The organism is Entomomonas sp. E7T21 (genome assembly GCF_058693955.1).
Genome location: NZ_CP191672.1, coordinates 1048310 through 1074699, shown reverse-complemented (window position 1 = coordinate 1074699; position 26390 = coordinate 1048310). Strand labels below are relative to the sequence as shown.

The window sequence follows — 26390 nt, the reverse complement described above, 5'->3', positions numbered from 1 at the left end:
AATGAAATTAAATAAAAAGCATTATCGCATGTTTTACCTTAGCTGTAATGTATAGGTAAAAAACTTTACACATTTATAGAGATAAAAATAACTTGTATAAAGATAGGGAACTTTTATATTTAAATAATTAGAAAAAGCCGAGAGAAGAGTTTTACTAAAAAGAGTAACTATTATATAAATAATTACTCTTGCCCAGCATATTCTTATTTAGTATGGATAGTAACAGTTTCTTCTTTCACTAATTTTAAAGGATGGCAGCTTTTACTGGTCTTTGTTTTAACTGCTTTACCTTTTGCTAATGGAGTTAGATTACCCTCTTTACCTTTTGTCCACCATTCTAGGCTATCTCCTGTATAGCGAGCACCACTGGCCGAAACAGCTGACTTTAATAAAAATAATTCATTTTTATAATACAAAACTGCGCTATCTTGATTTGGATAGGCTACCTGAAATTGCTCACCATCATCACATTTATAAATAGTAGTTTCTGAAGCATAAATGGAAGCAGAAAACAAAACACTACAGGCAATAATAATTGAATTAAATAACTTCATAACATACCTCTTTGATCAAAAATTGCTGTATATACATTCTCACTAAACATTAAAAAATACAATAAACCTTTAGAATAATATTTGTATCAAATACTTTTGATTAAATTAACTAGTAAATTTAATGATACAAAATTAACATGCGCTATTTAATGGATAATTAATTAATCATAAGTGAGAATATAATGAGATTAATACCTATTTTACTATTATCTTTATTATTAGCTGCTTGTTATACACCTGTTTCAGTAACACAAATGTTACAAGATACAGAAAGTTATCAACTTCCACACTTAATTAAAGCAGATCAAGGAATGGTTTATGTAGTAAGACCAAACTCCCTTTATACTATCTTCAAATATAATGTGTTCTTAGATGGTAAAGAAGCTAATAGCCAAGTAGGTTATAATCGTGGTAATCAGTATATCTACTTTCATGTAGAACCTGGTGAACATACTGTAGCATCAAAAGCTGAAAACTGGGGAGAAGTTTCTTTTACTATTAAAGCAGGGGAAACAATTTATATTATCCAAGATGCTAGTTTTGGCTTTTTATTTGGCAGAAACAGTGTTTATAAAATAAATCCTGTTGAAGCAAAATATTACATCAAACATAGTGAACTAGGTACTCTTAACAGGACTGTTGAGTAAGTTATTAAATTCACAAATAACATAACAATGACCCTAGCAAACAAAAACATGTATACTTTAATAATATTAACATTACATCTAATCTAAATAGTTAGATGAATACAATGTTCTAAAAAATAGTTATAACATTGATTAATTAAAGTTAGTAAGAATTTAGTCTGATTAATAGTTTGGAGAATAACGATGTCTACCTCAAAAATCACTCCACCTGATGTCATCCTTCCACCAGGAGAATCTGCCATTTTTATGGTGTTTAACTTAGTTGACACTGCAACCACCGTCGACCAAGTAAAAGATGTATGTGGCAGTCTTGCTGCATTAGTAAGAAGTATGAGAAAACGTGAACCAGATGGACAAGGTAGCTGTGTAATGGGATTTGGTGCTGAAGCTTGGGGTAAATTATTTCCAGAACAAGCCTATCCTAAAGAATTAAAGCCATTCCAAGCGATTAAGGGAGACAAACATACTGCTCCATCAACGCCAGGTGATTTATATTTCCATATCCGCGCTAGACGTATGGATATTTGTTTTGAGCTAGCCTCTGAAATTAGTACTTTATTAGAGGGTGCTGTTGTATCTGTTGATGAAACTCATGGTTTCCGTTATTTTGATGGACGAACTATTATTGGCTTTGTTGATGGTACTGAAAATCCTGAAGGTGAAGATGCCTATTACTTCACCTCTATAGGTGATGAAGATAAAGATTTTGCAGGTGGCAGCTATGCATTTATCCAAAAATATCTACACAATATGAAAGATTGGAATGGTATTTCTACTGAAGAACAAGAAAAAGTTATCGGTCGTAGAAAGTTTAATGACATTGAACTTTCAGATGAAGAAAAACCAGCTAATGCACACAATGCCGTTACTAATATTGCAGATGATGATGGTAACGAACTAAAAGTAATGCGTGCTAACATGCCTTTTGCTAACCCCTCTAAAGGTGAATATGGCACTTACTTTATCAGCTATGCAAGTACCTTCACTACCACAGAGCGCATGTTACGCAATATGTTTATTGGTGAACCTGTGGGTAACTATGATCGTTTACTCGATTTTAGTACAGCGGTTACAGGCACTTTATTTTTTATCCCTTCTCCTAGCCTACTTTCAGAACTAGGCGGTGGTGACGACTAAAGTTTAGCTATTACGAGCTGAACATAACTTGTTAAAATGCCAGATATATTCTTATATCTGGCATTTTTATAGATAACAATAAAACTTTTATTCTTATTATCTATCTATATAAATAAATAACTAATTTTTATCTTTTCTGAGTTTTACTATGACTATCGTAAAAAAATGTTTTTTCTATGCTACTATCTTTTTTGTTATCTCTATTGTATTAAATGCAAATGCAGCAACTATTAGCCAAACGGAAGCTAGCTCTGGTTTAAAAAGTATGTTAAATCAGGCTGCTCAAACCGCTGTTAAGGAACTAAGTGCACAAGGAGGCTTTAGCAATAACCCAGATGTTAAAATTGAACTTCCTGGTAAATTAGGCTCAACCACTAAAATGCTAAAAATGTTTGGCTTGGGAGATCAGCTTACTCAATTAGAAAATAGCATGAATGCTGCCGCCGAAGCAGCTATCCCTGAAGCACAACAAATGCTATTAGACAGTATCAAACAAATGACCTTTGCTGATGCAAAAGCTATTGTGACAGGTGGTGATCAATCAGCCACTGCATATCTTGAAAAGACTAATCGTACTCAACTATTCAATAAGTTCTTACCTAAAGTAAAAACTATCACTGCAAAATCTTCATTATCATCTCAATATGATGCTATATTACAAAAAGCAGCTACCTTTGGTGTTGCAGACAATAATTTAAAAATCGAGAATTATGTTACCAATAAAGCGTTGGATGGTTTGTTTAAAGTGATTGGTGAACAAGAAAGCTATATTCGTAATAATCCAAAAGAAGCAGCAACTAGTGTAGCTACAAAGATTTTTGAGGCATTAACTCACTAAGCTAATTATTTTATTAAAAAGCCACTATAACAGTGGCTTTTTTTATTGCTTCACTACTTATAACTCTAAATGCTGTGATGTCGTCACATCACTTTTCCATAAACAAGATAAGGTTTTATTAAATACTGCAAGATCACCTGTTGTTCTGAAGTTAACAGTTGGTTGATTTGAGCTATCAGCCTGTTTATCTAACAGGGTAAGAGTCTTTTGTAAATGACGTGTAACTGCCTCCCCTGTATCAATAATTTGAATATCAGCAGGAAGTAGCTCCAGTAACAGTGGACGTAAAAAAGGATAATGAGTACAGCCTAAAATAATAGTATCACAACCATTATCTAACATCGGCTGTAGATATTGGCTTAATAACTGGCGTGTCTCTGTTCCTGTTAAATCACCGAGTTCTATACACTCCACTAAACCAGGACAAGGTTGAGCAAACACAGTTACATCACTAGCAAAACGATCCAATAAGGCTGCAAATTTAGCACTTTTTAAAGTACCACTTGTTGCCAAAACACCCACTTTACCAGAACGAGTTGCTTGACTAGCTGGTTTAACAGCAGGTTCCATAGCAATCAATGGTAACTGAGGATACTTTTCTCTTAACACTGTTGCAGCAGCAGCAGTTGCTGTATTGCATGCAATAACCATCGCTTTGACTGACTGAGCAATAAAATAATCCGTAATTTTTATACAACGCTCTACAATAAATGCTGCCTCTTTTTCTCCATAAGGCACATACTTGGTATCTGCTAAATAGAGTAAACTTTCATTAGGTAAATACTGATGAATAGCCGTTAATACTGATAAACCACCTACCCCTGAATCAAAAACACCAATGGCTTGATTATTTGCCATTTTGCTCACCACACACTTTACAAGCTGGATCTTTAATCACTTTCAGTTCTCGAAACTCACTATTTAAACCGTTAAATATCACTAATCGCCCTACTAATGAACGACCAAAACCAACCAATGCTTTTATTGTCTCTAATGCTTGCATACTTCCAATAACACCCACCATAGGCCCTAGCACCCCTGCTTCACTACAAGTTAACTGCGCATCGCCTCCATCACCATAGAGACAATGGTAACAAGGGCTAGTTGTCTGGTTAGGGTCAAAAGCTGTTATTTGTCCTTGTAAACGAATAGCAGCACCACTAATCACTACTTTTTTCTTTAATACGCTAGTACGATTAATTAAATCTCGTATTAAAAAATTATCTGTACAATCTAAAACTATATCCACCTGCTCAACTAAATGATTGATATTTTCTTCATCAATAACTTCAATAACTGTTCCAATATCAATGGTTGGATTTAACGCTAATAATCGTTGTTTAGCAGCAAGTACTTTTTGTTGCTTGATCTGATCAGTTGTATAAATCACCTGCCGTTGTAAATTAGTTAAATCTACTTGGTCAAAATCGGCTAATATTAGTTTACCTACACCTGCTGCTGCCAGATATAAAGAAACAGGTGCACCTAAACCACCCATACCAACAATTAATACGCTACTTTGTTTTAACTTTAATTGGCCGGCCACATCTACTTCGGCGAGTAAAACCTGTCGACTATAACGTAGTAATTCATCATCCGTCAGGATCATAACCACTGTCCTCCAGTTACTCTCTCATTACCACCTAAATCATAAAAAGTGCTGATATTAATAAAACCACGTTCAGCCAATAACCGTTGAACAGACTCAGCCTGCTGATAACCATGTTCAAAAAATAACCAACCATTTTCTAATAAATAATCAGGGGCTTGTTGAATAATTTCTCGTATATCATCCAGACCATCTTTCCCTGAAATCAAAGCTGTTTTTGGTTCAAACCGCACATCTCCCTCAATTAAATGGGGGTCATCACTAGCAATATAGGGTGGGTTACTCACAATAATATTAAACTGTTGAGCTGTTAAATGGCTAAACCAATTACTTTGCATAAATTCAACATTAGTAAGCTTTAATCTTGCACGATTTTTTTCTGCTAACTGAATGGCCTCTTCGATAAAATCCACACCCACAACCTGTGCTAGAGGCAGCTCGCTTGCTATAGCTAAGGCAATCGCGCCTGTTCCCGTGCCTAAGTCTAAAATATGCAATACTTTATCTTTAGGCATATGATTTAAACAGGTTTCTACTAATAATTCAGTATCTGGTCGAGGAATAAGTGTCTGTTTACCTACTTGTAAATCTAAAGACCAAAACCCTTGCTCACCTAAAATATAGGCAATAGGTTCACCTTGTAGCCTTTTTTGTAAATACTTATTAAATAAAGTAAGCTGTTGTTGATCTACTAACTTTTCAGGCCACGTATGTAAGTAGCTTGTTGGTTTATTTAAAGCAGCGGCTAATAATAACTCCAAATCTAAACGTTCTGTTGGAGAATCTGGCAATCGGCTATCTTTTAATAACTGTTGAATACTAATCATAAATGGCTAATTAAGTTTTTACTAATGCAAATTGGGCTATATATTTAGCAAGCATTGGCCCTGTTAAAATAACAGCAAATAAACGTAGCGTTTGCATTGCCATCACTAACCCAACATCTGCATGAACATCTATAGCGACTACCGAAAGAGAATCTAAACCACCTGGGCTAGTCGCCAGATAAGCAGATAAATAATCTACGTCTAACCACCAGCTCACACCTAAAGCAGAAATACCACAAAGGAAAACTAATAGTAATGATGCAATAATCATAATAGGCATGGCATACATAACATAGCGTAAGGTATCACGATCAAATCCTAAACCTATATATGCACCCATTACACCATAAGCAATGGCAATCATCCAATGTGGTATCAATAAATTTACAACACCTAATAATTGTAATACAGTCCCTAACAACATAGGAACTAATAAAAAACCAGCAGGCATATAACGTCCTATATTGACACCTACTACGAGTACAAGCATAGTAATTACAAAATTAATAAAGACACTTTGATCCCATTGCATAGTCGCTGGTTGAATATTTTGATATCCACCCACAGCAGCACCAAATACATGCCCAACCAATGCCGCCATTAGCACTACACAAATAACTCGAATATATTGCATCGTTGCCACTACACGCGCATCGGCACCATATTCTTCTGCCATCGCTACCATAGTAGCCGCACCACCTGGTGAAGTGCCCCAAGCAGCAGTAGAACCAGGTAAACCACCATAGCGCACACTTACAATACCGACTAATACACTTAGCACAAGCGTAACAATAGTAGCTACTAGCATCACATGCCATATTTGCAATATTTCTATTAAAATACCCATAGTCATAGCATGCCCAATTAAACAGCCTATTATTCCCTGACTAAACTTAAAATATACTTTAGGCATTCTAATTTTTGTGCCACTTACACCCATTATTACTGCACATAACATAGGGCCAAGTAATAACGCGGCAGGAACAGCAAACTTTTCTAATAGCCAACCAGAAAAACTTGCTACTACAATAAAGAATAACCATTGCACTACTGATAAATGAGTAGCTGACAATAACTTTTTTATAGCCATTGGGTACTTTTCATCTGAATATCAAACATCTTATTAACAATAAATCCAGTAAACTTTGTAGGAAAGTGGTTAAAAGTTTACCTTAACCTTAAGACACATCAAGAAAACCACCATAATATGCTTTATTATATGTGATTTATATAACACTGTTTCACTATTATTTATTTCTATAGCCTTAGTTTTATAGGCCCAGTAACTAATAAATAACGATGTAAGTAGTGATATACTATTACTTTAGATGAATATTAATTAACAAAAATCAATTTTCTTAGTGCTATATAGTGAATTTTAGTGATTAAAATAACTAAAATGAGAGGAAATACTACATATTAACGCTATTTATATAGTATTATTAGAAAAATTTTTTTTAAGAACTCGTAAAAGTTTGGTTTCAAGGGATTATACTATGGTAAAAGTTCATAAGTTGGTTGCTGCTATTGCTACTACCATTACTTTATCTACAACAAGTGCATATGCTCTAAATATGGGAGAGATTTCTTGGAAATCATCCTATGGTCAGCCATTAAATGCCAGAATCGAACTATCTGATGCGGCAGGTTTAAGAGCAGCAGATATCAAACCAAGCTTAGCAAGCCCTGATGATTTTGCTAAATCTGGTCTGGATCGTACGTCTGAACTTTCCAACCTAACTTTTAAAACAGTTCTTAGCGCGAATGGTAAAGGCTATATTCAAATAAGCTCTACCAAACCAGTAAAAGAACCTTATCTTAACTTTTTACTTGATGTAAATTGGCAAGGTAATAAAATTTCCAGAGAATATACTATTCTAATGGATCTCCCAGCTTCTGGTAATACTAATACTGCTGCCACTAAACCAGTTGCCAGCCAAGTAAGTACACCAAAACCAGTTTCTCAATCCACCATTGCTGGTGAAACTTACTTAACAGTACGTGGTGATACCCTTTGGTCTGTTGCTGAAAAGCTAAGTGATAATAATAGCTCTGCTGCTAAAACTGCTACAGCCATTTATAAGAAAAATCCTAAAGCATTTATTAATGGTAGTGCTAACCACTTATTAGCTGGTTATACATTAAAAGTACCTACTAGCAAAGAAATAAATGCTATTTCAGTGGCTGAAGCAACTACTTTACTACAATCAACTAAATCAGCAACAGCTGCAGCTGCTACTCCAGCAAAAACAGATGTTACTCCTACTAAACCAGCAGTAGTAGATAATAAACAAACTGAACAGTTACAAAGCCAATTAGAAAACTCTAAACAAGCACTTGATAATGCACGTCAAGAAAATGATGATCTAAGCACTCAGTTAGAACAACTGCAAGCAGAAATCAATCGTTTAGAAGAACTTTCTAAACAAAAAGACTCTCAAATAGAAGAAGCCAAAACAAAATTAGAACAACCAGCTACTAAACCAGTTGTTATTGATGAACCAACAGCTGACGAAAAGGCTGCTGAAGAAGTTGCTGCACAAAAAGCTGCCCAAGAAGAAGTTACTAAAAAAGCCGCTGAGGAAGCTGCTGCTAAAAAAGCTGCCCAAGAAGAAGCTGCTAAAAAAGCCGCTGAGGAAGCTGCTGCTAAAAAAGCTGCCCAAGAAGAAGCTGCTAAAAAAGCCGCTGAGGAAGCTGCTGCTAAAAAAGCTGCTCAGCAATCTAAACCAATTGCTCCAGTTAAACAACAAGATACAACACCAGAACCATCATTCATTTCATCACTTCTTGGTAACCAACTACTATTAATGGCTGGTGGTGGTGTTCTATTAATTATCTGTATAGTTGCCTTATTATTACGTCGTAAAAAAGCTGCCAATGACGATGCCACTGTAGTAGATTTAAGTAATGTTACACTAGATGATGATGACTTAAACGATCCAGAACAAACTGATACAGCCGCTGTTTCTAGCAATGGCTCGCAACCATCAACCAGCCCACTTTCTCAACTAGGTGAAGGAATGGGTATTATTGATAAAGCTGATATCTACTTAGCTTATAATCATTATGATGAAGCAAAAGACTTATTAATTAATGCACTACAAGATGATCCTACTAATACTGAATATCGTCTAAAATTAATGGAAGTTTATGCAGAACAAGGCGACGTAGGTAATTTCGAAACTGAAGAACAAGAACTAATTTTGTTAGACCCTCTTGCTCAACATAAAATAGATAGCTTAAAAGAAAAATACCCAACACTTGCAAGTGCACAATTTAACTTTTCTTCTCCAGCGACAGTAACTCCAACTGCTTTTGAAGAATCTCCACAATTTACTAGTTTTGAAACACCAGAAGAAAATACTTTTGGCACCTCTACTTCAGAAGAAGTATCAGATCTTAAAGAACCTGAAGCAACCGAAGTTAGTTTTGATTTTGATACTCTGTCTACTCCTACTACACAAGAAATTGCTGAACCTGAAGTAGAGAAAGAAGTAATTTATGAACCAGATCCAACTCGCGAAGTAGATGAGAGTTTTGAGTTAGAAAAGATAACACCTGACTCTACTGAGTTAGAAAAACCAATATTTGGAACAAACTTAGATGAAGATGAAAGTTTTAGTTCCGACTCAGCTATCTTTGACTTTGAAAAAGAAGAGGCACCACAAGAAGAACCTAAAGAAGAAGAGTTTAAATTTGACTTAGGTTTTAACAGTGCTTCTGAACCTCCTTTAGAAATAACAGATACTCATACGCCTCATGCAACATCCGAAGAAACTGCTGATGAGATGGATGATATTATTGAAAAGGACCAAGTTACTACTAAATTAGAATTAGTCCATGCTTATATAGATATGGGTGATACTGAAGGCGCACACGATTTATTAGAAGAAATCATACGTGAAGGTAATGATAGCCAACAAGCTGAAGCAAAATCTTTATTAGCTTCTATTGGTGGTGACAATCAATCTTCAACAACAGATGATTTCACAGCGACTATAGAACCACCAGTTCTTCAAGAAAATGAAGTAATTAAGGATGAAGACCCTGCTATCTCCTTAATTGATTCAACAGTCGATACTAAGACCTCGCTTGCCGAGTTAGACCTTGGTTTTGAACTGCCACCTGAAGATGAAGTATCTACTAAATTAGAACTAGCTAATGCTTATATTGAAATGGGTGATACTAGTGGCGCTAAAGATATTTTAGAAGAAGTCCTAAAAGAAGGTACTGCTGAACAAATACAACAAGCAGAACAGATCTTAGCCACACTTAAATAAACGATGATAGAAAAAAGTAGTAATTCGAATGCGGCAGCCGAAATGGCTGCCGCAAACGTTTCCAGAATAGCGCTTGGCATTGAATATAATGGTTCACGTTATCGGGGCTTTCAACGTCAGTTAGATGGCATACCAAGTATCCAAGAAACCTTAGAATTAGCCCTGAGTACAGTTGCTAATAGCCCTATTACTGTATCTGTTGCTGGCCGTACAGATGCTTGCGTACATGCAAGTGGACAAGTAGTCCATTTTGATACTCATGTAATTAGGCCTATGAATGCTTGGATCATGGGCACTATCGCAAATCTTCCTAAAGATATTAGTGTTACATGGGCAAAAGTAGTACCAGAGCATTTTCACGCGCGTTATAAAGCATTTGCTAGGCGTTATCGTTATGTTATCTATAGTGACCCTATACGCCCCGCTCACCTTTCTGATGAAGTTACATGGAATTTTCGCTCTTTAGATATTAATAAAATGCAGGAAGCCGCTAATTATTTTATTGGTACCCATGATTTCACCTCTTTTCGGGCAGTACAATGTCAAGCTAAATCACCTATTAAAACTATTTATCATTTTAAAGTAATACAATTTGGTAAATTGATTATTCTAGACGTTCGTGCTGATGCCTTTCTACATCATATGGTACGAAATTTTGCTGGACTTTTAATGACCATAGGTGCGGGCGAGCGCCCTATTAGTTGGGCAAAAGAAGCATTAGAAGCTAAAGATCGTACTAAAGCAGGTGTTACTGCCCCACCTTATGGATTGTACCTAGTTAATGTTGAATACCCTGAAGAATTTGATATTCCCAAACGCTTTATAGGGCCACATTTTTTATCGGGGCTAGAAATCTAATTAATAAAAGCTTATTACTGTGGATAAGCTTTTATTAACCAATCATCACCTATCGCTCTTATGTCTTTAATATTTAGAGAAATCGCTTCTGATATTGATTGTAAAGGTAAGTCTAATAATGGTCTTGCAGAAGAACCCAACAGTTTACTAGCCATAAAAATTTGATACTCATCCACTAGTTTTGCTTGAGTAAAAGCACCTGCCAACGTTGCTCCTGCTTCAACTAATAGCTCATTAACAGCATAATCTTTAGCCAGTATTTTTAATAACGCTAATAAATCTATATATCCCTGTTTATTAGCAGGTAATTGTAACCAATATTGATCATCTCTTAACGTGTTTGGTATAGGTAAACTAGAAACAGTTAATGAATAAGGATATTGGTAAAAAGCTTTATCAAAGGATACTCGCCCCTTACTATCAACAAGCACTCTTAAAGGGATTCTCTTTAAAGCTAAATTAGTTAATGTGTCACTTAATCCTAATTCTTCTGCTCTTATTGTTAGCTTTGCATCATCAAATATTACTGTATCAGCGCCTGTAATAATAGCACTACTCTGTGCTCTTAATCGTTGTACTTCACTACGCGCAGCAGCTCCTGTAATCCACTGACTCTCACCACTAGCCATTGCTGTACGACCATCTAAACTCATCGCTAATTTAACAGTAACATAGGGTAAATCTGAACGCATACGTTTAATAAAACCTTTGTTCAAGGTTGCCGCTTCTTGTTCTAATACACCACAAATAACCTCAATACCAACAGCCTGTAATTTTGCGATACCTTTTCCTGCCACTTGAGGGTTAGGGTCTTGCATAGCAATCACAACTTTGGCAACACCTGCATTTACCAAAGCATCTGCACAAGGTGGTGTTCTACCAAAATGACTACAAGGCTCTAAAGTAACATAGGCTGTTGCGCCTTTTGCTTTCTCTGCTGCCTCTCGTAAAGCATAAACCTCAGCATGTGGCTCACCGGCCTTTTGGTGCCACCCTTGCCCAACAAGCTGATTATCGGCAACAATTACACAACCAACACGTGGATTGGGATGAGTAGAATAAATACCTTGACGAGCCAACTGTAATGCTTTGCTCATCCATAATTGATGATTATTCATTATTCTTATCAATATTTTGTGAAAGGCGCTCTACCTCATCACGGAAAGCATTAATATCTTGGAAACTACGGTATACAGAGGCAAAACGGATATAAGCAACCTCATCTAATCCTTTCAACTCCTCCATTACAAGCTCACCTACTTTTAGTGAACTAATTTCACGTTCACCCGATGCCCTGAGTTTATGTTTAATTCTTGCTAATGCTTCCTCTAATAACTCCATACTTACAGGCCGTTTTTCCAATGCCCTAAGCATACCAGCCCGTAATTTATCTTCATTAAAAGGCTGACGCGTTCCATCTTGTTTAATTATCCGCGGCATAACTAATTCTGCTGTTTCAAACGTTGTAAAGCGCTCACCACATTCAATGCATTCACGTCTGCGTCTAACTTGATCTCCCTCAGCCACTAAACGTGAATCAATCACTTTTGTATCATGAGTACCACAAAATGGACAATGCATAATAGGCCTTCCCCCCGTGAATATAAGATCCTAGATAAAGTTTTAGTTATTGTACTGTATTACCTATAGCATTTTTATTCTTTATTAACTATTTTGCAATCTATTTAATCAATATCATTGAGTAATTTAATTAACTCAGGTAGTGTTATGCAATTTCTATGGACTGATTTTCTATACCGAGTACGTTATGTCAAATAAATTAGAACAACTTCGCCAAATTACTACTGTTGTTGCAGATACAGGGGATATGGAAGCAATTGCTCGATTAAAACCTGTAGATGCTACAACTAACCCATCACTATTATTAAAAGCTGCTGCATTACCACAGTATCAACAACAACTAAATCAAGTAAAACAACAAGCCAAAGAAGATATTGGTATTGCTTGTGATACTTTTGCAGTACTGGTAGGTAAAGAAATACTAAATGTTATTCCAGGAAAAATTTCTACTGAAGTAGATGCTAGACTCTCTTTTGATAGCCAAGCAACGATAAATAGAGCCAAAAGACTTATCAATATTTACCAAGCACAAGGCATTAATAAAGAACGTGTTTTAATTAAAATTGCTGCCACATGGGAAGGTATTCAAGCCGCAAAACAACTTGAAAAAGAGGGTATCCAAACTAACTTAACCCTATTATTTTCATTTGCTCAAGCCGTTGCTTGTGCAGAAGCTGGTGTTTTCTTAATCTCACCTTTTGTTGGTAGAATTTATGATTGGTATAAGAAAGCTGAAAACCGTGACTTTACCGCTGTAGAAGACCCAGGTGTACAATCTGTTAGTCGTATTTATCATTACTATAAACAATACAACTACTCAACCATTGTAATGGGTGCTAGCTTCCGTAATATAGGCCAGATTGAACAACTAGCAGGTTGTGATCGACTAACTATTAGTCCAGACTTATTAGAAAAGTTAGCACAAGATAATAATGACCTTCCTCGTATACTATCTCCAGAGCAAGGAACACAAGAAACTCAACAAAGTTTATCGGAAAGCCAATATCGCTGGCATATGAATGAAGACGCAATGGCTACAGAAAAACTAGCAGAAGGTATTCGTGCCTTTGCTCGAGACCAAGAAAAATTAGAAAAATTATTAGCTGTTTAATAACCACTAAATCAACTACAGGCAGTTTATTATTAAACTGCCTATTCTATACTTTAAATATTTTCTAATTTTTGTGCAGACCAAGCACCAATTATACAGCCTACCGCTAAGGTAATTAATACCACATCAAGACTTGCCCATGAACTTAATGCTGCGAGTATTGAACCTAATATCAACACTAAAATCCCTGTAATGGTATTAGATAACGCAATATAAAGTGCCCTGCTTTCTCCATCCCCCATATTGACAATATAGGTTTTACGACCTATACCAATCCCTGTTTCACCAATCACAACAAAGCCATAAGCAAATGCATACGGCCAGACTGTACTACTAATACTTTCAGGCAAATAACCAAATAGAGTAATAGCAAAACAAATAACAGCTACCACTAATCCACTATCTCGCATAACATTACGGCTAGAATGATCAGCATATTTACCCCAAAAAGGACTAGCAACCATAGTGGCTATGCCCGAGATTAATACTAGAATACCTAAACTACCCAAATTTGCACCGCTATGTTTTCTACCCAAAATAGCAATATAGGGTAAGGCCAAAGCACTAGAAAGCAGTAATGAACGGCTAATATTAAAATGTAAAAACTGCTTATCTGTTTTCAATAATTCCCAAGCTCTCACTAAACTACTTTTTTCTTTTAATTCTTGTTCTATTTCACTTTCAGGTTCAATTAAACGAGCGCAAAAGATAATATCAACAGCCCAACCTAAAGTAGCTAATAGCAATAACCCAGCTACTATTGGCCTACCGGGTTGATCAGTGAGTAATACTAATATCACGCCTGCAAGTAGCGTAATCCCCCCTGCAATACTGGTACTCCACCCCATTAAATGGCCGCGGCTTTCTTTATCAATGGTTTTAGCCATTACATCTTTACTAGTAATTGAGGTAACACCTCTTGCTAAAGAAAGAATAGTTAATGTTACCAATACTAATACAGACCCCCAGAAACCCTCTCCAGTAATGGCCAGTATTATTAACGCCACACCACATAAAGTTAATACCAAACAAGCATTAAACCATACCCATTTACGAATTTTTTTAACCCGTAAAATACTAGCGACAATTAATTGCGGTAATAAAGCACCTGCCTCACGAATAGGTACTAATAAACTCACTACCCATAATGGCGCATGCATAGCACTTAATAGCCAAGGTAAAATAAGGCGGGGGCTAATTAAGGAATCAGCTAATTTATTCCCTAAAGAAATCCACAAATGGCTAAAGAAATTGCGCTGCAATACCTCTTCATTTTTGGTTTGACTTGTTTCTTTTTGATCTTGTTTATTGCCACTCAAATAGTTATACAAACGTGTTGATAAATGCTTCTGTGACATTAACCTTACCTATTTAAGATACTTTAGTTATTAGTTCCCACTCTGTAATTATCTGCATTGCCTGTTCACTATTATCGCCACAAATAGTATGTTCTGCTTGGAAAGCTGAACATACTAAGGGACGTTCTGAACTACCGAATAATTGACAAAGATTTTGCTCATTAAGTTGTACACAGCGAATACCTGCAGGTTTACCATTAGGCATTCCTGGAATAGAAGAAGAAATAGACGGAGCAATACAACAAGCCCCACAACCCAAACGACATTCCATAAAAATATTATTAACTATATAAACAAAAAACCCTATTCACATAAGATGAATAGGGTTATTTATAACACTAATCTTTAATGTTGCCTATAGCGCTTTAGTAAGTTCAGGCACTAACTCAAATAAGTCACCCACTAAACCATAATCCGCTACTTGGAAGATAGGGGCTTCTTCGTCTTTGTTGATCGCTACAATAACTTTGGAGTCTTTCATGCCCGCTAGATGTTGGATAGCGCCTGAAATACCTACCGCTATGTAGAGTTCTGGAGCTACGATTTTACCTGTCTGGCCTACTTGGAGGTCGTTAGGTACATAGCCAGCATCTACCGCTGCTCGTGATGCACCTACCGCTGCGCCTAGTTTGTCTGCTAGGGCGTAAAGTAGTTGGAAGTTGTCGCCATTTTGTAGGCCACGACCACCTGATACAATTACTTTGGCTGCGGTTAGTTCTGGACGGTCTGATTTGGCTAGTTCTTCGTTGATAAAGCTGGATACGCCTGCGTCGGTTGCTTCGCTAATCGCTTCAATGGTCGCATTACCACCTTCAGCCGCTACTGCATCAAAACCTGTGGTACGCACAGTGATGACTTTGATGTTGGCGCTTGTTTGTACGGTGGCAATAGCATTGCCTGCGTAGATGGGGCGTTTGAAGGTGTCTGGGCTTTGTACGGCGATGATTTCTGAGATTTGGTCTACATCGAGTAGGGCTGCTACGCGTGGTAGGTAGTTTTTACCATCGGTTGTGGCTGGCGCTAGGATGTGGCTGTAGTTGTTGGCTAGGCCTAGAATAAGTTTGGCTACGTTTTCAGGTAGCATGTGGGCATAGGCTGCATTGTCTGCTAGTAAGACTTTGCTTATGCCTGGTACTTTTGCCGCCGCGTCAGCTACTGTTTGGGCATGTTGGCCTGCGACGAGGATGTGGATGTCTCCACCAATTGCTTGGGCTGCCGCTACGGTGTTGAGGGTGGCGGTATTTAATGTTGTGTTGTTGTGTTCTGCTATAACAAGGATTGTCATTAGATCACCTTCGCTTCGTTCTTTAGTTTGTCTACGAGTTCTGCTACTGAACTTACTTTGATACCTGCTTTACGGGCAGCAGGGGCTTCTACTTTTAGGGTGGTTACGGTGTTGTTGACGGTAATGCCTAGGTCAGCAGGGTTGGTAGTTTCTAATGGCTTTTTCTTGGCTTTCATGATGTTAGGGAGTGAAGCATAGCGTGGTTCGTTAAGACGTAGGTCGGTTGTTACTACGGCTGGTAGGGTTAGTGCTACGGTTTGTAGTCCACCATCAATTTCGCGAGTAAGGTTGATTTTGTCGCCCGCTACTTCTAGTTTGGAGGCAAAGGTACCTTGTGAGTAATTACCTAGGGCGGCTAACATTTGGCCTGTTTGGTTGTTGTCGGTATCGATGGCTTGTTTACCTAGGATAATGAGTTGTGGTTGTTCTTTGTCGACTACTGCTTTTAGTACTTTGGCTACGTTGAGGGAGCTTAGGTTGTCTTCGGCTTCTACGAGGATAGCGCGATCAACGCCTAATGCTAAGGCGGTACGAAGTTGTTCTTGTGCCGCTACTGGGCCTACTGATACGGCAACTACTTCGGTGGCTATGCCTTTTTCTTTTAAGCGAATTGCTTCTTCTACCGCAATTTCGCAAAAGGGGTTCATTGACATTTTGACATTAGCTAGGTCAACTCCCGTATTGTCTGCTTTAACACGGACTTTTACGTTGTAGTCAACCACTCGTTTAACTGCTACAAGAACCTTCATGGGTGTCCTCTTTCTCTTCTTCTGTGGGTGAAAAATAGCCTAACTATAGACATATATTATAAAAATTATAACCGCATGGGATGCAGTTAGTTTAACGCGAATAGGTTAATTGTTCTAGTTAATTGACCAAACTCAGTTACTTTATTTAACAGTCCATTATATAAAGTAACAGCTCTTTAAATGACTTTTAAGCATTTTTTAACTATTATGTTAATGTTTAAAAATCATTACATATTATAATTACATATTGCCTTAATATATTGGAAAGCCACAATGAAAGCATCTGATAAAACCATAGAACGTATTTATAATGCTGCCGAACAATTATTTGCAGAAAAAGGTTTCACAGAAACATCTTTACGCACCATCACTGCTGAGGCTGAAGTTAATCTAGCTGCAGTCAATTATCACTTTGGTTCAAAAGAAGGTTTAATTAAAGCCATTTTTTCGAGATATTTAACACAGTTTTGTTCTGAGCTTGAAAAGAAACTAGATTACTATGAGTCAGCACAAAATGCTACGCCTTCAACTGAAGAGCTGTTAGCCATCTTTATGGAATTAATTGTGTCCGTCAAATCACATAGCCCAAAAGGTGTGGTTACCTTTATGCGCTTATTAAGCAATGCATTACTACAAAAACAATTATTTTTGCATGAATATATGAGTAATGATTTTGGTATTGTATTCTATCGTTATGGATTACTGCTGAGAAAAGCGGCTCATGATGATAATATTTCAGAAGTAGAATGGTTTTGGCGATTACATTTTGGCTTAGGTACCATCTTACTTAATATAGCGAGTTTGGAATATTTTAGAACGTTAATGAAAAAGGAATTTAAAACCTCAATTAAAACATCACAAGTTATTCAGTTAATGACTCCTTATATTACAGCTGGGTTATTAGCTGCACCAGCATTAAAAGATCAAACGCTAGTGAATGCAAAATACGATATTTCTAAACTAAAATAAATCTAATGTTAGATCAACTTATTGTTTCCATTGCTGATCAGAAGCTTTATGGCTTTAGACAAGGGAAGTTAACGTTAACCATACCAGTCTCTACTGCTTTAAAAGGAGCTGGACAGTTACAAAACAGTAATTGCACACCGCTTGGCAAACACTTTATAAGAGCTAAAATTGGGGCTAATTTACCTATTAATGCCGTACTCAGTGGAAGACGTTGGACAGGTGAGATTTGGTCATCTGAATTAGCTCAACAACACCCGAATAGAGATTGGATATTAACTCGTATACTATGGCTTAGTGGTTGTGAATTAGGTTTTAATCGACTAGGTAATGTTGACACCTTTCGTCGTTACATCTATTTGCATGGCACACCTGACATAGAGCCGATGGGCATCCCTCTCTCTCATGGATGCATTAGGTTACGCAATACTGATATAATTAAACTCTTTGAATTAATACCAATTCACTGTCCTGTAGAAATCAGTGAACAACCCTATACAGAATAAGGCATCTTATGCAAGGCTCATTAATGGTTGATATTGAAGGTCTTTGGTTGACTGCTGAAGACCGTCAATTTCTAAAACACCCTGAAATTGGTGGCTTAATATTATTTACTCGTAATACAGAAGACCCTAAACAAGTAAGAGAGCTATGTGCTTCTATTCGAGCTATTCGCCCTGATTTAATTTTAGCTATTGATCAAGAAGGTGGTCGTGTACAACGGTTACGTCAAAATATGCTAAAACTCCCTGCTATGGGAAGCTTTATTGAACATCCTAATGCACTAGCGCTAGCTAATTATTGCGGTTGGTTAATGGCTACGGAAGTATTGGCTATTGGCCTTGATATTAGCTTTGCTCCTGTACTTGATATTAACTATGATAGAAACCAAGTTATTGGCAAACGCGCTTTTGCTAATAATCCTGAAAAAGTAACTGAGTTAGCTAGTGCCTTTATAACTGGTATGCAAAAGGCCGGTATGCAAGCCACAGGTAAACATTTTCCAGGACATGGTTGGGTAACAGGTGATTCTCATTTTGTTATTCCAGAAGATGAACGTTCTTTAGATGAAATTAGAAAAACTGATTTAATTCCTTTTACAAAACTCTCTCAACAATTAGTAGGCATTATGCCTGCTCATATCATCTATACCCAAGTAGACAATAAACCTGCTGGTTTTTCTGCATACTGGATACAAACTATTTTACGCCAAGAACTACAGTTTAAAGGGATTATTTTTAGCGATGACCTATCTATGGTTGGTGCCCATGCAGTAGGTGATATTCATAATCGTGTAGCAGCTGCTTTTGGTGCAGGTTGTGATATAGCCTTAGTCTGTAATAATCGAGCTATGGCAGAAGAGGCTTTAATTTCCACTCAAAAACTAAACATACTACCTAGCCAAAAACTAGCAATGATGAAAACTAAAGTAACACCTAGCACTGACTATAAATCTCAACCTGACTGGTTAGAAGCTGTACGGACTTTACAACAAGCACAGCTACTCGTATAAAAAATCTGTTATAAAAAAAGGTAATCATTTGATTACCTTTTTTATTTATCTACCAATAATAACTCTTTAGAATCGATAATTAAGATTAAGTTGCCCCTGATACTGATCAAATTTACTGCGTCCCCATTGACCACCAACTTGAGCCGAAACGTTTAATTGATTAGTTATATTACCTTGCAAGCCTAACTTAGCCTCAAAGCGATTTTTAGGCATACCATCTCGCAATTCAGTACCATTAAACTCTAACTGATTTTTGGCTGTATTATTAATCCAATTCATCTCTATAAATGGTTCTATAGCCTGTTTACGTTGGGTATCTCTTGCATGCAAACGTACCCCCACCCTCGACATCAAGCCACTTCCTTTATTGTCTGTTACCCACAACTCATTATGTCTATCATATAAATTATCTGTATCATAATAATGATACGTTAACTGTACTTGTGGTGTTGCAACCCACTGAGTGGTCTGTTGCTGGCCTAATACTAAGCCATATCCAATTTCTAGTGAATTACTCCATACATTACTATTATATTTTTTATTGCCTGAAACTTCTTTGCCTTTGGTCTCATTACGGAACCAACCATATTGCGACCAAGTATCCACATATAAGCCTAGTGCAGAGTCATCATTTTGGAACCAACTAGCATAAGTACCCACGTTATAGCCTTTAACAGAAGAGTCTGCTTTAATACGTGTAGAGCGTGAGGTACTGGTATTTTCATAATCACCATAACCAGCCATAATCCCTACATGCAGATTACCTTCATTTAAGCGCCATACACCTAGATCACTACCTAACTGCATGATATACATACGATCTCTATTACTAAGACTGTCATGAACGCTATGCCTGCTGCCATGAGTCATCTTAGTACGTAACCACAAAGTATTTAGTTGTGAGGTATCTGTTGAAGCTGCCGTGGATGATGCTAATAAACGATCTCTTAATTGTTGATTAAACATCTCCGTAGCGGCTACTTGATTAGCCAAATAAGCACCAACAATGGGATTGATAGCATTTGGCATATTTTTTAAATACCAACTATAGGCACTGGCTGAGCCACCTTGATAAAGACCATATTGATAAATACCATTCACTACAGGTCGCCCTAGAGCAAAGGCATTATTAGAAGAATTACCATTAACCTGTATAACCTCTATACCATCACCTGTTAAATAACCATACGAACTACCAGCAGTAGGTGTAATAAATACTTTAGTTGCACCAGTACCCGTTATTGCATTGTCTATAACAAGCTTGTCACTTATGCCTCCAGTAGTTGCAATATAAGTATTTAAATATAAAGCACCACCATTAGAAACAAAGTTACCTGCTCCTGCATTACCAATTGTTAACGTATTACCTGCCAAACTATTTTGGCCTGTCCTTAAATCAATCACACCATTATGATTAAAGTTAGCAAGGCCTGTTAAAGAAGCTTGAGTAGTAGTACCTGTATTATTTTTATTTGATAAAGCTAATACGCCTGAATTATTAAAGACACCATTTGCTCCAAAACTACTAACACTATTTGCTTTAGCTCCACTGCCAAAATTCTGTAAATCAAAGCGACCATTATTATTGAAAATAACATTATTACCCGAAAGACTGACATAACCTGTCATCAAATTGTTATTATCTATTGTAGTACTCCCAGCACTTCCACCAACAATTGCACGGTCACTGGTTGCACTAATAACACCATCATTAGTTAATATTTGATTACCCGAAGTACTTGCTATATTGACTGTTGCACCTGCTCCATCTCCTCCATGAACATGAATACCCTCTGCAACATTAATAATGTTATCGCCTGTACCGGTTTGACTATATATAGCCGTTGAATTGCTGCTACCTTGTACCAAAATATTAGATTTAATATCTAACCTAGCAGAATCTGTAGCTGTTGTATAAATACCAAAACTATTTACACCATCAGCAGTAATTGAACCTAAGTTTTCAATTTCTACTACATTACCGCTTGCCGCAATACCATAAGCACTACCAGATGCTGAAGTAGAAGTAATTTCTGACTTTGTATTAATAATGGTAGAACTAGACCCTTCATCAGCTCTTATAGCATAACTTGTTGCTGTACCATTTGATATAGCAATAATACTACCACCACTGTCTTGTTCTTGAATCGTGATATTAGTACTTCCATCACGACCTGCATAAATAGCAGTTACATAATCAGCATTACCTGTTGCTTTTATAATATTAGTCCCTACAAGCTGAATATCAATCGTATTAGCCCCATTAATTGAATATGCGAGTATTCCTATCGATGGATTGGCAACAGTCCCTATTACATCTATATTTATATCTTCTAAATTTAGAAGATGGATTTGCCCACTGCTATGTGATTCTGATAATACTCCTATGGTATTTGGGGGAAATCCACCTGTAGACACTAATTTAACAGTAGAGTTACTAATATTAGTGGTTAATGTTGCATTAGCACTATAGCTACCGGTTCTAACTGCATGCGAGACATTATTTTGATTTAAATCAATAGTGCTATCTGTTAAAGTTAAAGTTACATCACCAAGATAACTACCCATTTCAGGGTTTCCTAATATAACTCCACCTCCTAAAACAGAAGTATCAACAATAGATGTTATAGTCTGATTATCTACTGTGAGATTTGAACCTGTTGGATTTTGGTAATTTGGGTCTAAAGCAAAGATAGGTTTTATGATAAAAATAAGGGAAACACTTAATAGCAACCTCCCTGTAAAACATTTTGCAAACATACTATTATTCCATTAACAACATTTAAGGCTTTTTCTATTATAATCAATCAAATAAAAATTTGTATTAAATATATTAAGATTTAAGTCTTATTGCAAAAATATAGCTAATATGATAATTATTTCAATAAATTCATTAATCTATCCTTAGCTGGCTGATAACCTAAGTTTGCTGCTTTTTGAAACCATTCTTTAGCTAATGCGGTATTTTTATTTACTATATCCCCTTTTTCATATATATCACCCAACAAAAACATTGCTACTACCCTATTCTGTTTAGTGGCCAACTCATACCAATACACAGCTTGTTGACCATCTTTTGCAACTCCCCTTCCATAACGGTATAAACTTCCTAAAATCACCATTGCTTCCCCATTATTTTGGTCAGCTGCACGTTTAAACCAGTAAAGTGCTTCTTCGTTATTTTCATCAATATCTTCACCTAATAAATAGAACCAACCTAAATTAATCTGAGCTTCTGTATAATTTTGAGCAGCAGCTTTGCGATACCAATAAACGGCACGGGCTTTATTTTGGACAGTACCTATTCCTTTATCAAACATACTAGCTAGATGAAACTCAGCCTTTGGATTACCCTGCCAAGCACTACGCTCATACCAATAAACAGCTTGTCCATTATCTCTTGGAACAATCCAACCATATTGATAATGCCAACCTAATAAAAATTGCTGCTCAGCATTACCTTGTTTTGCTCCCTCTATAATATTATTTTTATAATTATAATTTTGCACATTACGAGAAATACAACCCTGTAATACCAATACAATAAGTATTAATGCACAGAAATTTAGCCATTGTTTAAAAAATAGATTATTTTTCATCTGGAATAACAAGCTCACTGTTATTTATAATTAATAGTTAATTTAACGTATTCTACACTGCAAAGTGTAATAAATTTAGTACAATAACCCTTTTAACTTAATGGAAATAACGGCAGATATCATGACAACCCGCAAAATACTTGTTACCAGTGCCTTACCCTATGCCAATGGTTCTATACATTTAGGCCACTTAGTTGAATATATTCAAACTGATATCTGGGTTCGTTTTCAAAAAATGCGTGGTCATCAAGCTATTTATGTATGTGCTGATGATGCTCATGGATCAGCCATTATGTTACGTGCTGAAAAAGAAGGCATTACTCCAGAACAATTAATTGATAATGTTCGTGCAGAACATAGCACAGACTTTGCTGATTTCTTTGTAGCATTTGATAATTTTTACTCAACCCATAGCACCGAGAATAAAGAACTATCAGAAAAAATTTACTTAAAACTAAAAGAACAAGGTCATATTGCTACTCGACCAGTAACTCAATATTTTGACCCTGAAAAACAAATGTTTTTAGCTGATCGTTTTATTAAAGGTACTTGTCCTCGTTGTGGTGCAGAAGATCAATATGGCGACAATTGTGAAAAATGCAGTGCTACTTATGATGCAACTGAATTAAAAAATCCAAGATCCACTATCTCAGGCGCTATTCCTGTACTTAAAGAATCTATGCACTTCTTCTTTAAATTACCTGATTTCACAGAGCTGCTTAGAACATGGACACGTAGCGGTTCATTACAGGATTCTGTTGCCAATAAATTAGCTGAATGGTTAGATTCTGGTTTGCAAGAATGGGATATTTCTCGTGATGCGCCTTACTTTGGTTTTGAAATTCCAGGTGAGCCTAACAAGTTTTTCTATGTATGGCTAGACGCTCCTATTGGCTACATGGCTAGCTTATTAAACCTATGTAAACAACGTCCAGAATTAGACTTTGATAGTTTTTGGAAAAAAGACTCTAATGCAGAGGTTTACCACTTTATTGGTAAAGATATCGTTAACTTCCATGCCCTATTCTGGCCTGCGATGTTAGATGGTGCAGGCTATCGTAAACCTACTGCAATTAATGTACATGGTTACCTAACTGTTAATGGCTCAAAAATGTCTAAATCAAGAGGGACATTTATTAAAGCCCGTACTTACTTAGACCACTTACAACCAGAATACTTACGCTATTACTATGCTAGTAAACTTACTCGTACTGTTGATGATCTTGATTTAAGCCTTGATGACTTTATTCAAAAAGTAAACTCGGATTTAGTAGGTAAAGTAGTTAATATTGCTAGTCGTTGTGCTGGCTTTATTGCTCGTGGTAATAATAGCGTATTAGTAGAGGCAAACCCTGCTCCAGAATTATGGCAAACCTTCCAAGAGACTATTCCAACAATTGCCGATGCTTATGAAGCCCGTGACTTTAACAAAGCAATGCGTGAAATTATGGCATTAGCCGACCAAGCTAATGCATGGATTGCTGACAAAGCACCTTGGACATTAAATAAACAAGAAGGTAAACAACAACAAGTTCAAGAAATTTGTGCATTAGGTATTAACCTATTCCGCTTATTAGTACTTACTTTAAAACCTGTATTACCAGAGTTAGCTAAAAAAGCCGAAGCTTATTTAAATATCGAACCATTAACATGGGCTGATTATCAAGCACCTCTAGCTAATCACCAACTTAATGAGTTTAAACCCTTAATGACACGTATTGAACAAGAGCAAGTTAATGCAATGATAGAAGCCTCTAAAGAAGACTTAAAAGCTGAAGGTGTACCTAAAGGTAATGGCGAATTAACAAAAGACCCATTAGCACCAGAAATTGAATACGATGCTTTTGCTGCTGTCGATATGCGTGTCGCTAAAATTATCAAAGCACAACATGTAGAAGGTGCTGATAAATTATTACAGTTAACCTTAGATATTGGTGACCAACAACGCAACGTATTTGCAGGTATTAAAAGTGCATACAAAGACCCAAGCCAATTAGAAGGCCGCCTAACTGTAATGGTAGCCAATCTAAAACCAAGAAAAATGCGTTTTGGTATGTCCGAAGGAATGGTAATGGCCGCAGGCCCTGGTGGTGAAGAAATTTACCTACTAAGTCCAGATAGTGGTGCAATACCAGGACAAAGAGTTAAGTAATATATAAATTATTAAGAGATTAATTAAATGAAAAAAATAGTTATTGTAAGTATATGTTCATTATTTTTGATGGCCTGTGATAAAACAGAAAATACAACTGATACTGTTACAGGTTTAACAGGTAATTGTGTAGACACATTAAAAGCTTACGATGAGCTTAACGCTTATATATATGATGATAAGGCTTCACCTTTATACAATAAAATAACTATAACTGAGCGTGAACAAAAAAGAAATTCTATGATAAATAGCTTAAAGACACGTTCACAAGAAGAATGTAAACATCAAGCAAATACTGTACGAATATCTATGGCACAAATAAAAGCTGAAGACACCCATCACTAACCACAATGTTAACTTCCTTAATGCCTACCTATATATAATAATTATATAGGTAGGCATTTTTTATTAAATTCTATATTATTTATGGATAATATTAAGATTTTTAATTATTAATAATTTTATTTTGCATGATAAATAATATAGTAACAACTTATACCCTCCCCCAACTCCGCCAAATAGAGCAAACTGCTGAGCAGGCAGGGATTGACTTAATGCAACGAGCAGCACGCTCTACTGCTGACTGGGTAAATCATCAATATCCTACCGCTAGCCATATTTTAATTGCTGTAGGAACAGGCAATAATGGTGGCGATGCTTTATGGGCTGGGTTAAATTTACATTCCCGAGACTATCAAGTTACACTTTTTATTCCCGAGCCAGTGGCAAGCCCTGCGGCTATAAAAGCTTTAGCACTATGCCATATTAATAAGCTACCTATAATTACTCATCTAGATCAGTTAACAACGCGGCCTAAACTAATAATAGATGGTTTATTTGGGATTGGTTTAAACCGTCCATTATCTGAAAATTGGCAACAGTTTATTAGTCAATTAAATGCTTTTAATTTACCCACTTTAGCTTTGGACACTCCATCAGGCTTAGATGCTTACACTGGTACAGTGTATGGCTCTGTTATTAAAGCAACAACCACTTTAACTTTTTTAGGTGATAAGCCCGCCTTACATACAGAGGAAGGAAAAAAACTAGCTGGCGAAGTGATTGTTGATATTTTAGATTTACCTAAAAATATGATTCCAACATAACATACAAAAAATAAAGGCAATACTGATAAAGTATTGCTCTTAGGATTAGCACAACAATAAATTAACGGTTAAATGCATTCACTAAACTATTAATATTTAGCTTGTACATTTTGTACTGTACCTGTTGTAAAACTAGCACTACAAGTTAATAGGCTTATTATCACAAACACATCTATAACGCTCTTTAGCAGACTTATTAAAATCTTTTGCTACACTAATA

The 26390-nt window shown here is 36.4% G+C and carries 25 protein-coding genes; 12 read left to right on the top strand and 13 right to left on the bottom strand.

What is annotated here, in order from left to right; genetic code table 11:
• Positions 1-203: 203 nt before the first annotated feature.
• Positions 204-554, bottom strand: a complete 351-nt coding sequence (locus tag ACQVD9_RS05110) for an MliC family protein (protein WP_264747779.1) — start codon at positions 552-554, stop codon at positions 204-206.
• Between the two features lie 182 nt (positions 555-736).
• On the opposite strand from ACQVD9_RS05110, the gene ACQVD9_RS05105 reads away from it, so the two are divergent.
• The 3 genes from ACQVD9_RS05105 (at position 737) to ACQVD9_RS05095 (ending at position 3176) form a co-directional block, all read left to right on the top strand.
• On the top strand, positions 737-1201 hold the full coding sequence (locus tag ACQVD9_RS05105; RefSeq protein ID WP_264747778.1) for a DUF2846 domain-containing protein: 465 nt from the start codon (positions 737-739) through the stop codon (positions 1199-1201).
• Between the two features lie 183 nt (positions 1202-1384).
• Positions 1385-2338, top strand: coding sequence for a Dyp-type peroxidase (locus ACQVD9_RS05100; RefSeq protein ID WP_264747777.1), 954 nt, complete (start codon positions 1385-1387; stop codon positions 2336-2338).
• A 148-nt stretch (positions 2339-2486) separates the two neighbouring features.
• A complete protein-coding gene (locus ACQVD9_RS05095) occupies positions 2487-3176 on the top strand; it encodes a DUF4197 domain-containing protein (protein WP_264747776.1) in 690 nt (229 codons plus the stop codon).
• A gap of 57 nt (positions 3177-3233) precedes the next feature.
• On the opposite strand, the gene murI is transcribed toward ACQVD9_RS05095, so the two are convergent.
• The 4 genes from murI to ACQVD9_RS05075 are packed head-to-tail and all read right to left on the bottom strand — an operon-like array spanning position 3234 to position 6702.
• Entirely contained in the window at positions 3234-4034 is an 801-nt protein-coding gene (gene murI, locus ACQVD9_RS05090) for a glutamate racemase (RefSeq protein WP_264747775.1), read from the bottom strand.
• Positions 4024-4782: a HesA/MoeB/ThiF family protein gene (locus ACQVD9_RS05085; protein ID WP_264747854.1), complete on the bottom strand. Its 759-nt coding sequence runs from the start codon at positions 4780-4782 to the stop codon at positions 4024-4026. The genes murI and ACQVD9_RS05085 overlap by 11 nt, the downstream gene beginning before the upstream one ends.
• Positions 4782-5612 carry a peptide chain release factor N(5)-glutamine methyltransferase gene (prmC, locus tag ACQVD9_RS05080; RefSeq protein WP_264747774.1) on the bottom strand — a complete coding sequence of 277 codons (831 nt, stop codon included), beginning with the start codon at positions 5610-5612 and terminating at the stop codon, positions 4782-4784. The genes ACQVD9_RS05085 and prmC overlap by 1 nt, the downstream gene beginning before the upstream one ends.
• Positions 5613-5622: 10 nt before the next feature.
• The gene (locus tag ACQVD9_RS05075) at positions 5623-6702 is read right to left on the bottom strand and encodes an AbrB family transcriptional regulator (protein ID WP_264747773.1); all 1080 of its coding nucleotides are present in this window, start codon (positions 6700-6702) and stop codon (positions 5623-5625) included.
• Positions 6703-7108: 406 nt separating this feature from the next.
• Between ACQVD9_RS05075 and ACQVD9_RS05070 the strand changes: the two genes are divergently transcribed.
• Both ACQVD9_RS05070 and truA read left to right on the top strand, forming a co-directional pair.
• Positions 7109-9892 (top strand): motility hub landmark protein FimV, encoded by a 2784-nt coding sequence (locus ACQVD9_RS05070; protein ID WP_264747772.1) that lies wholly within the window; start codon positions 7109-7111, stop codon positions 9890-9892.
• 3 nt (positions 9893-9895) lie between these two features.
• Entirely contained in the window at positions 9896-10750 is an 855-nt protein-coding gene (truA, locus tag ACQVD9_RS05065; protein ID WP_264747771.1) for a tRNA pseudouridine(38-40) synthase TruA, read from the top strand.
• 14 nt (positions 10751-10764) lie between these two features.
• On the opposite strand, the gene ribD is transcribed toward truA, so the two are convergent.
• A complete protein-coding gene (ribD, locus tag ACQVD9_RS05060) occupies positions 10765-11868 on the bottom strand; it encodes a bifunctional diaminohydroxyphosphoribosylaminopyrimidine deaminase/5-amino-6-(5-phosphoribosylamino)uracil reductase RibD (RefSeq protein WP_492089224.1) in 1104 nt (367 codons plus the stop codon).
• Entirely contained in the window at positions 11861-12331 is a 471-nt protein-coding gene (gene nrdR, locus ACQVD9_RS05055) for a transcriptional regulator NrdR (protein ID WP_264747769.1), read from the bottom strand. Before nrdR ends, ribD begins: the two co-directional genes overlap by 8 nt.
• Positions 12332-12518: 187 nt before the next feature.
• Between nrdR and tal the strand changes: the two genes are divergently transcribed.
• Positions 12519-13442, top strand: coding sequence for a transaldolase (gene tal / locus ACQVD9_RS05050; protein WP_264747768.1), 924 nt, complete (start codon positions 12519-12521; stop codon positions 13440-13442).
• Positions 13443-13495: 53 nt separating this feature from the next.
• On the opposite strand, the gene ACQVD9_RS05045 is transcribed toward tal, so the two are convergent.
• The 4 genes from ACQVD9_RS05045 to ACQVD9_RS05030 form a co-directional block, all read right to left on the bottom strand.
• Positions 13496-14800 carry an MFS transporter gene (locus tag ACQVD9_RS05045; RefSeq protein WP_264747767.1) on the bottom strand — a complete coding sequence of 435 codons (1305 nt, stop codon included), beginning with the start codon at positions 14798-14800 and terminating at the stop codon, positions 13496-13498.
• A gap of 13 nt (positions 14801-14813) precedes the next feature.
• Positions 14814-15071, bottom strand: coding sequence for a YkgJ family cysteine cluster protein (locus ACQVD9_RS05040; protein ID WP_264747766.1), 258 nt, complete (start codon positions 15069-15071; stop codon positions 14814-14816).
• A gap of 84 nt (positions 15072-15155) precedes the next feature.
• Positions 15156-16085, bottom strand: a complete 930-nt coding sequence (locus ACQVD9_RS05035) for an electron transfer flavoprotein subunit alpha/FixB family protein (protein WP_264747765.1) — start codon at positions 16083-16085, stop codon at positions 15156-15158.
• Complete coding sequence (locus ACQVD9_RS05030) at positions 16085-16834, bottom strand: electron transfer flavoprotein subunit beta/FixA family protein (protein ID WP_264747531.1); 750 nt, start codon at positions 16832-16834, stop codon at positions 16085-16087. The genes ACQVD9_RS05035 and ACQVD9_RS05030 overlap by 1 nt, the downstream gene beginning before the upstream one ends.
• 273 nt (positions 16835-17107) lie before the next feature.
• On the opposite strand from ACQVD9_RS05030, the gene ACQVD9_RS05025 reads away from it, so the two are divergent.
• From ACQVD9_RS05025 to nagZ, 3 genes are read left to right on the top strand one after another with little or no spacing between them, the layout of a single operon-like run.
• On the top strand, positions 17108-17803 hold the full coding sequence (locus ACQVD9_RS05025) for a TetR/AcrR family transcriptional regulator (protein WP_264747764.1): 696 nt from the start codon (positions 17108-17110) through the stop codon (positions 17801-17803).
• Between the two features lie 5 nt (positions 17804-17808).
• Positions 17809-18306, top strand: a complete 498-nt coding sequence (locus ACQVD9_RS05020) for a L,D-transpeptidase (RefSeq protein WP_264747763.1) — start codon at positions 17809-17811, stop codon at positions 18304-18306.
• An 8-nt stretch (positions 18307-18314) separates the two neighbouring features.
• Positions 18315-19313, top strand: a complete 999-nt coding sequence (nagZ, locus tag ACQVD9_RS05015; RefSeq protein ID WP_264747762.1) for a beta-N-acetylhexosaminidase — start codon at positions 18315-18317, stop codon at positions 19311-19313.
• Positions 19314-19379: 66 nt separating this feature from the next.
• Here nagZ and ACQVD9_RS05010 read toward each other — a convergent pair whose 3' ends face one another.
• Together ACQVD9_RS05010 and ACQVD9_RS05005 are read right to left on the bottom strand one after the other, a co-directional pair.
• Positions 19380-22073 (bottom strand): autotransporter family protein, encoded by a 2694-nt coding sequence (locus ACQVD9_RS05010; RefSeq protein ID WP_264747761.1) that lies wholly within the window; start codon positions 22071-22073, stop codon positions 19380-19382.
• A gap of 116 nt (positions 22074-22189) precedes the next feature.
• A complete protein-coding gene (locus ACQVD9_RS05005) occupies positions 22190-22912 on the bottom strand; it encodes a tetratricopeptide repeat protein (protein WP_264747760.1) in 723 nt (240 codons plus the stop codon).
• A gap of 118 nt (positions 22913-23030) precedes the next feature.
• On the opposite strand from ACQVD9_RS05005, the gene metG reads away from it, so the two are divergent.
• The 3 genes from metG (at position 23031) to ACQVD9_RS04990 (ending at position 26170) form a co-directional block, all read left to right on the top strand.
• Entirely contained in the window at positions 23031-25064 is a 2034-nt protein-coding gene (gene metG, locus ACQVD9_RS05000; RefSeq protein ID WP_264747853.1) for a methionine--tRNA ligase, read from the top strand.
• 27 nt (positions 25065-25091) lie between these two features.
• Positions 25092-25409 carry a hypothetical protein gene (locus ACQVD9_RS04995; RefSeq protein ID WP_264747759.1) on the top strand — a complete coding sequence of 106 codons (318 nt, stop codon included), beginning with the start codon at positions 25092-25094 and terminating at the stop codon, positions 25407-25409.
• A gap of 125 nt (positions 25410-25534) precedes the next feature.
• The gene (locus ACQVD9_RS04990) at positions 25535-26170 is read left to right on the top strand and encodes an NAD(P)H-hydrate epimerase (RefSeq protein ID WP_264747758.1); all 636 of its coding nucleotides are present in this window, start codon (positions 25535-25537) and stop codon (positions 26168-26170) included.
• Positions 26171-26390 lie beyond the last annotated feature (220 nt).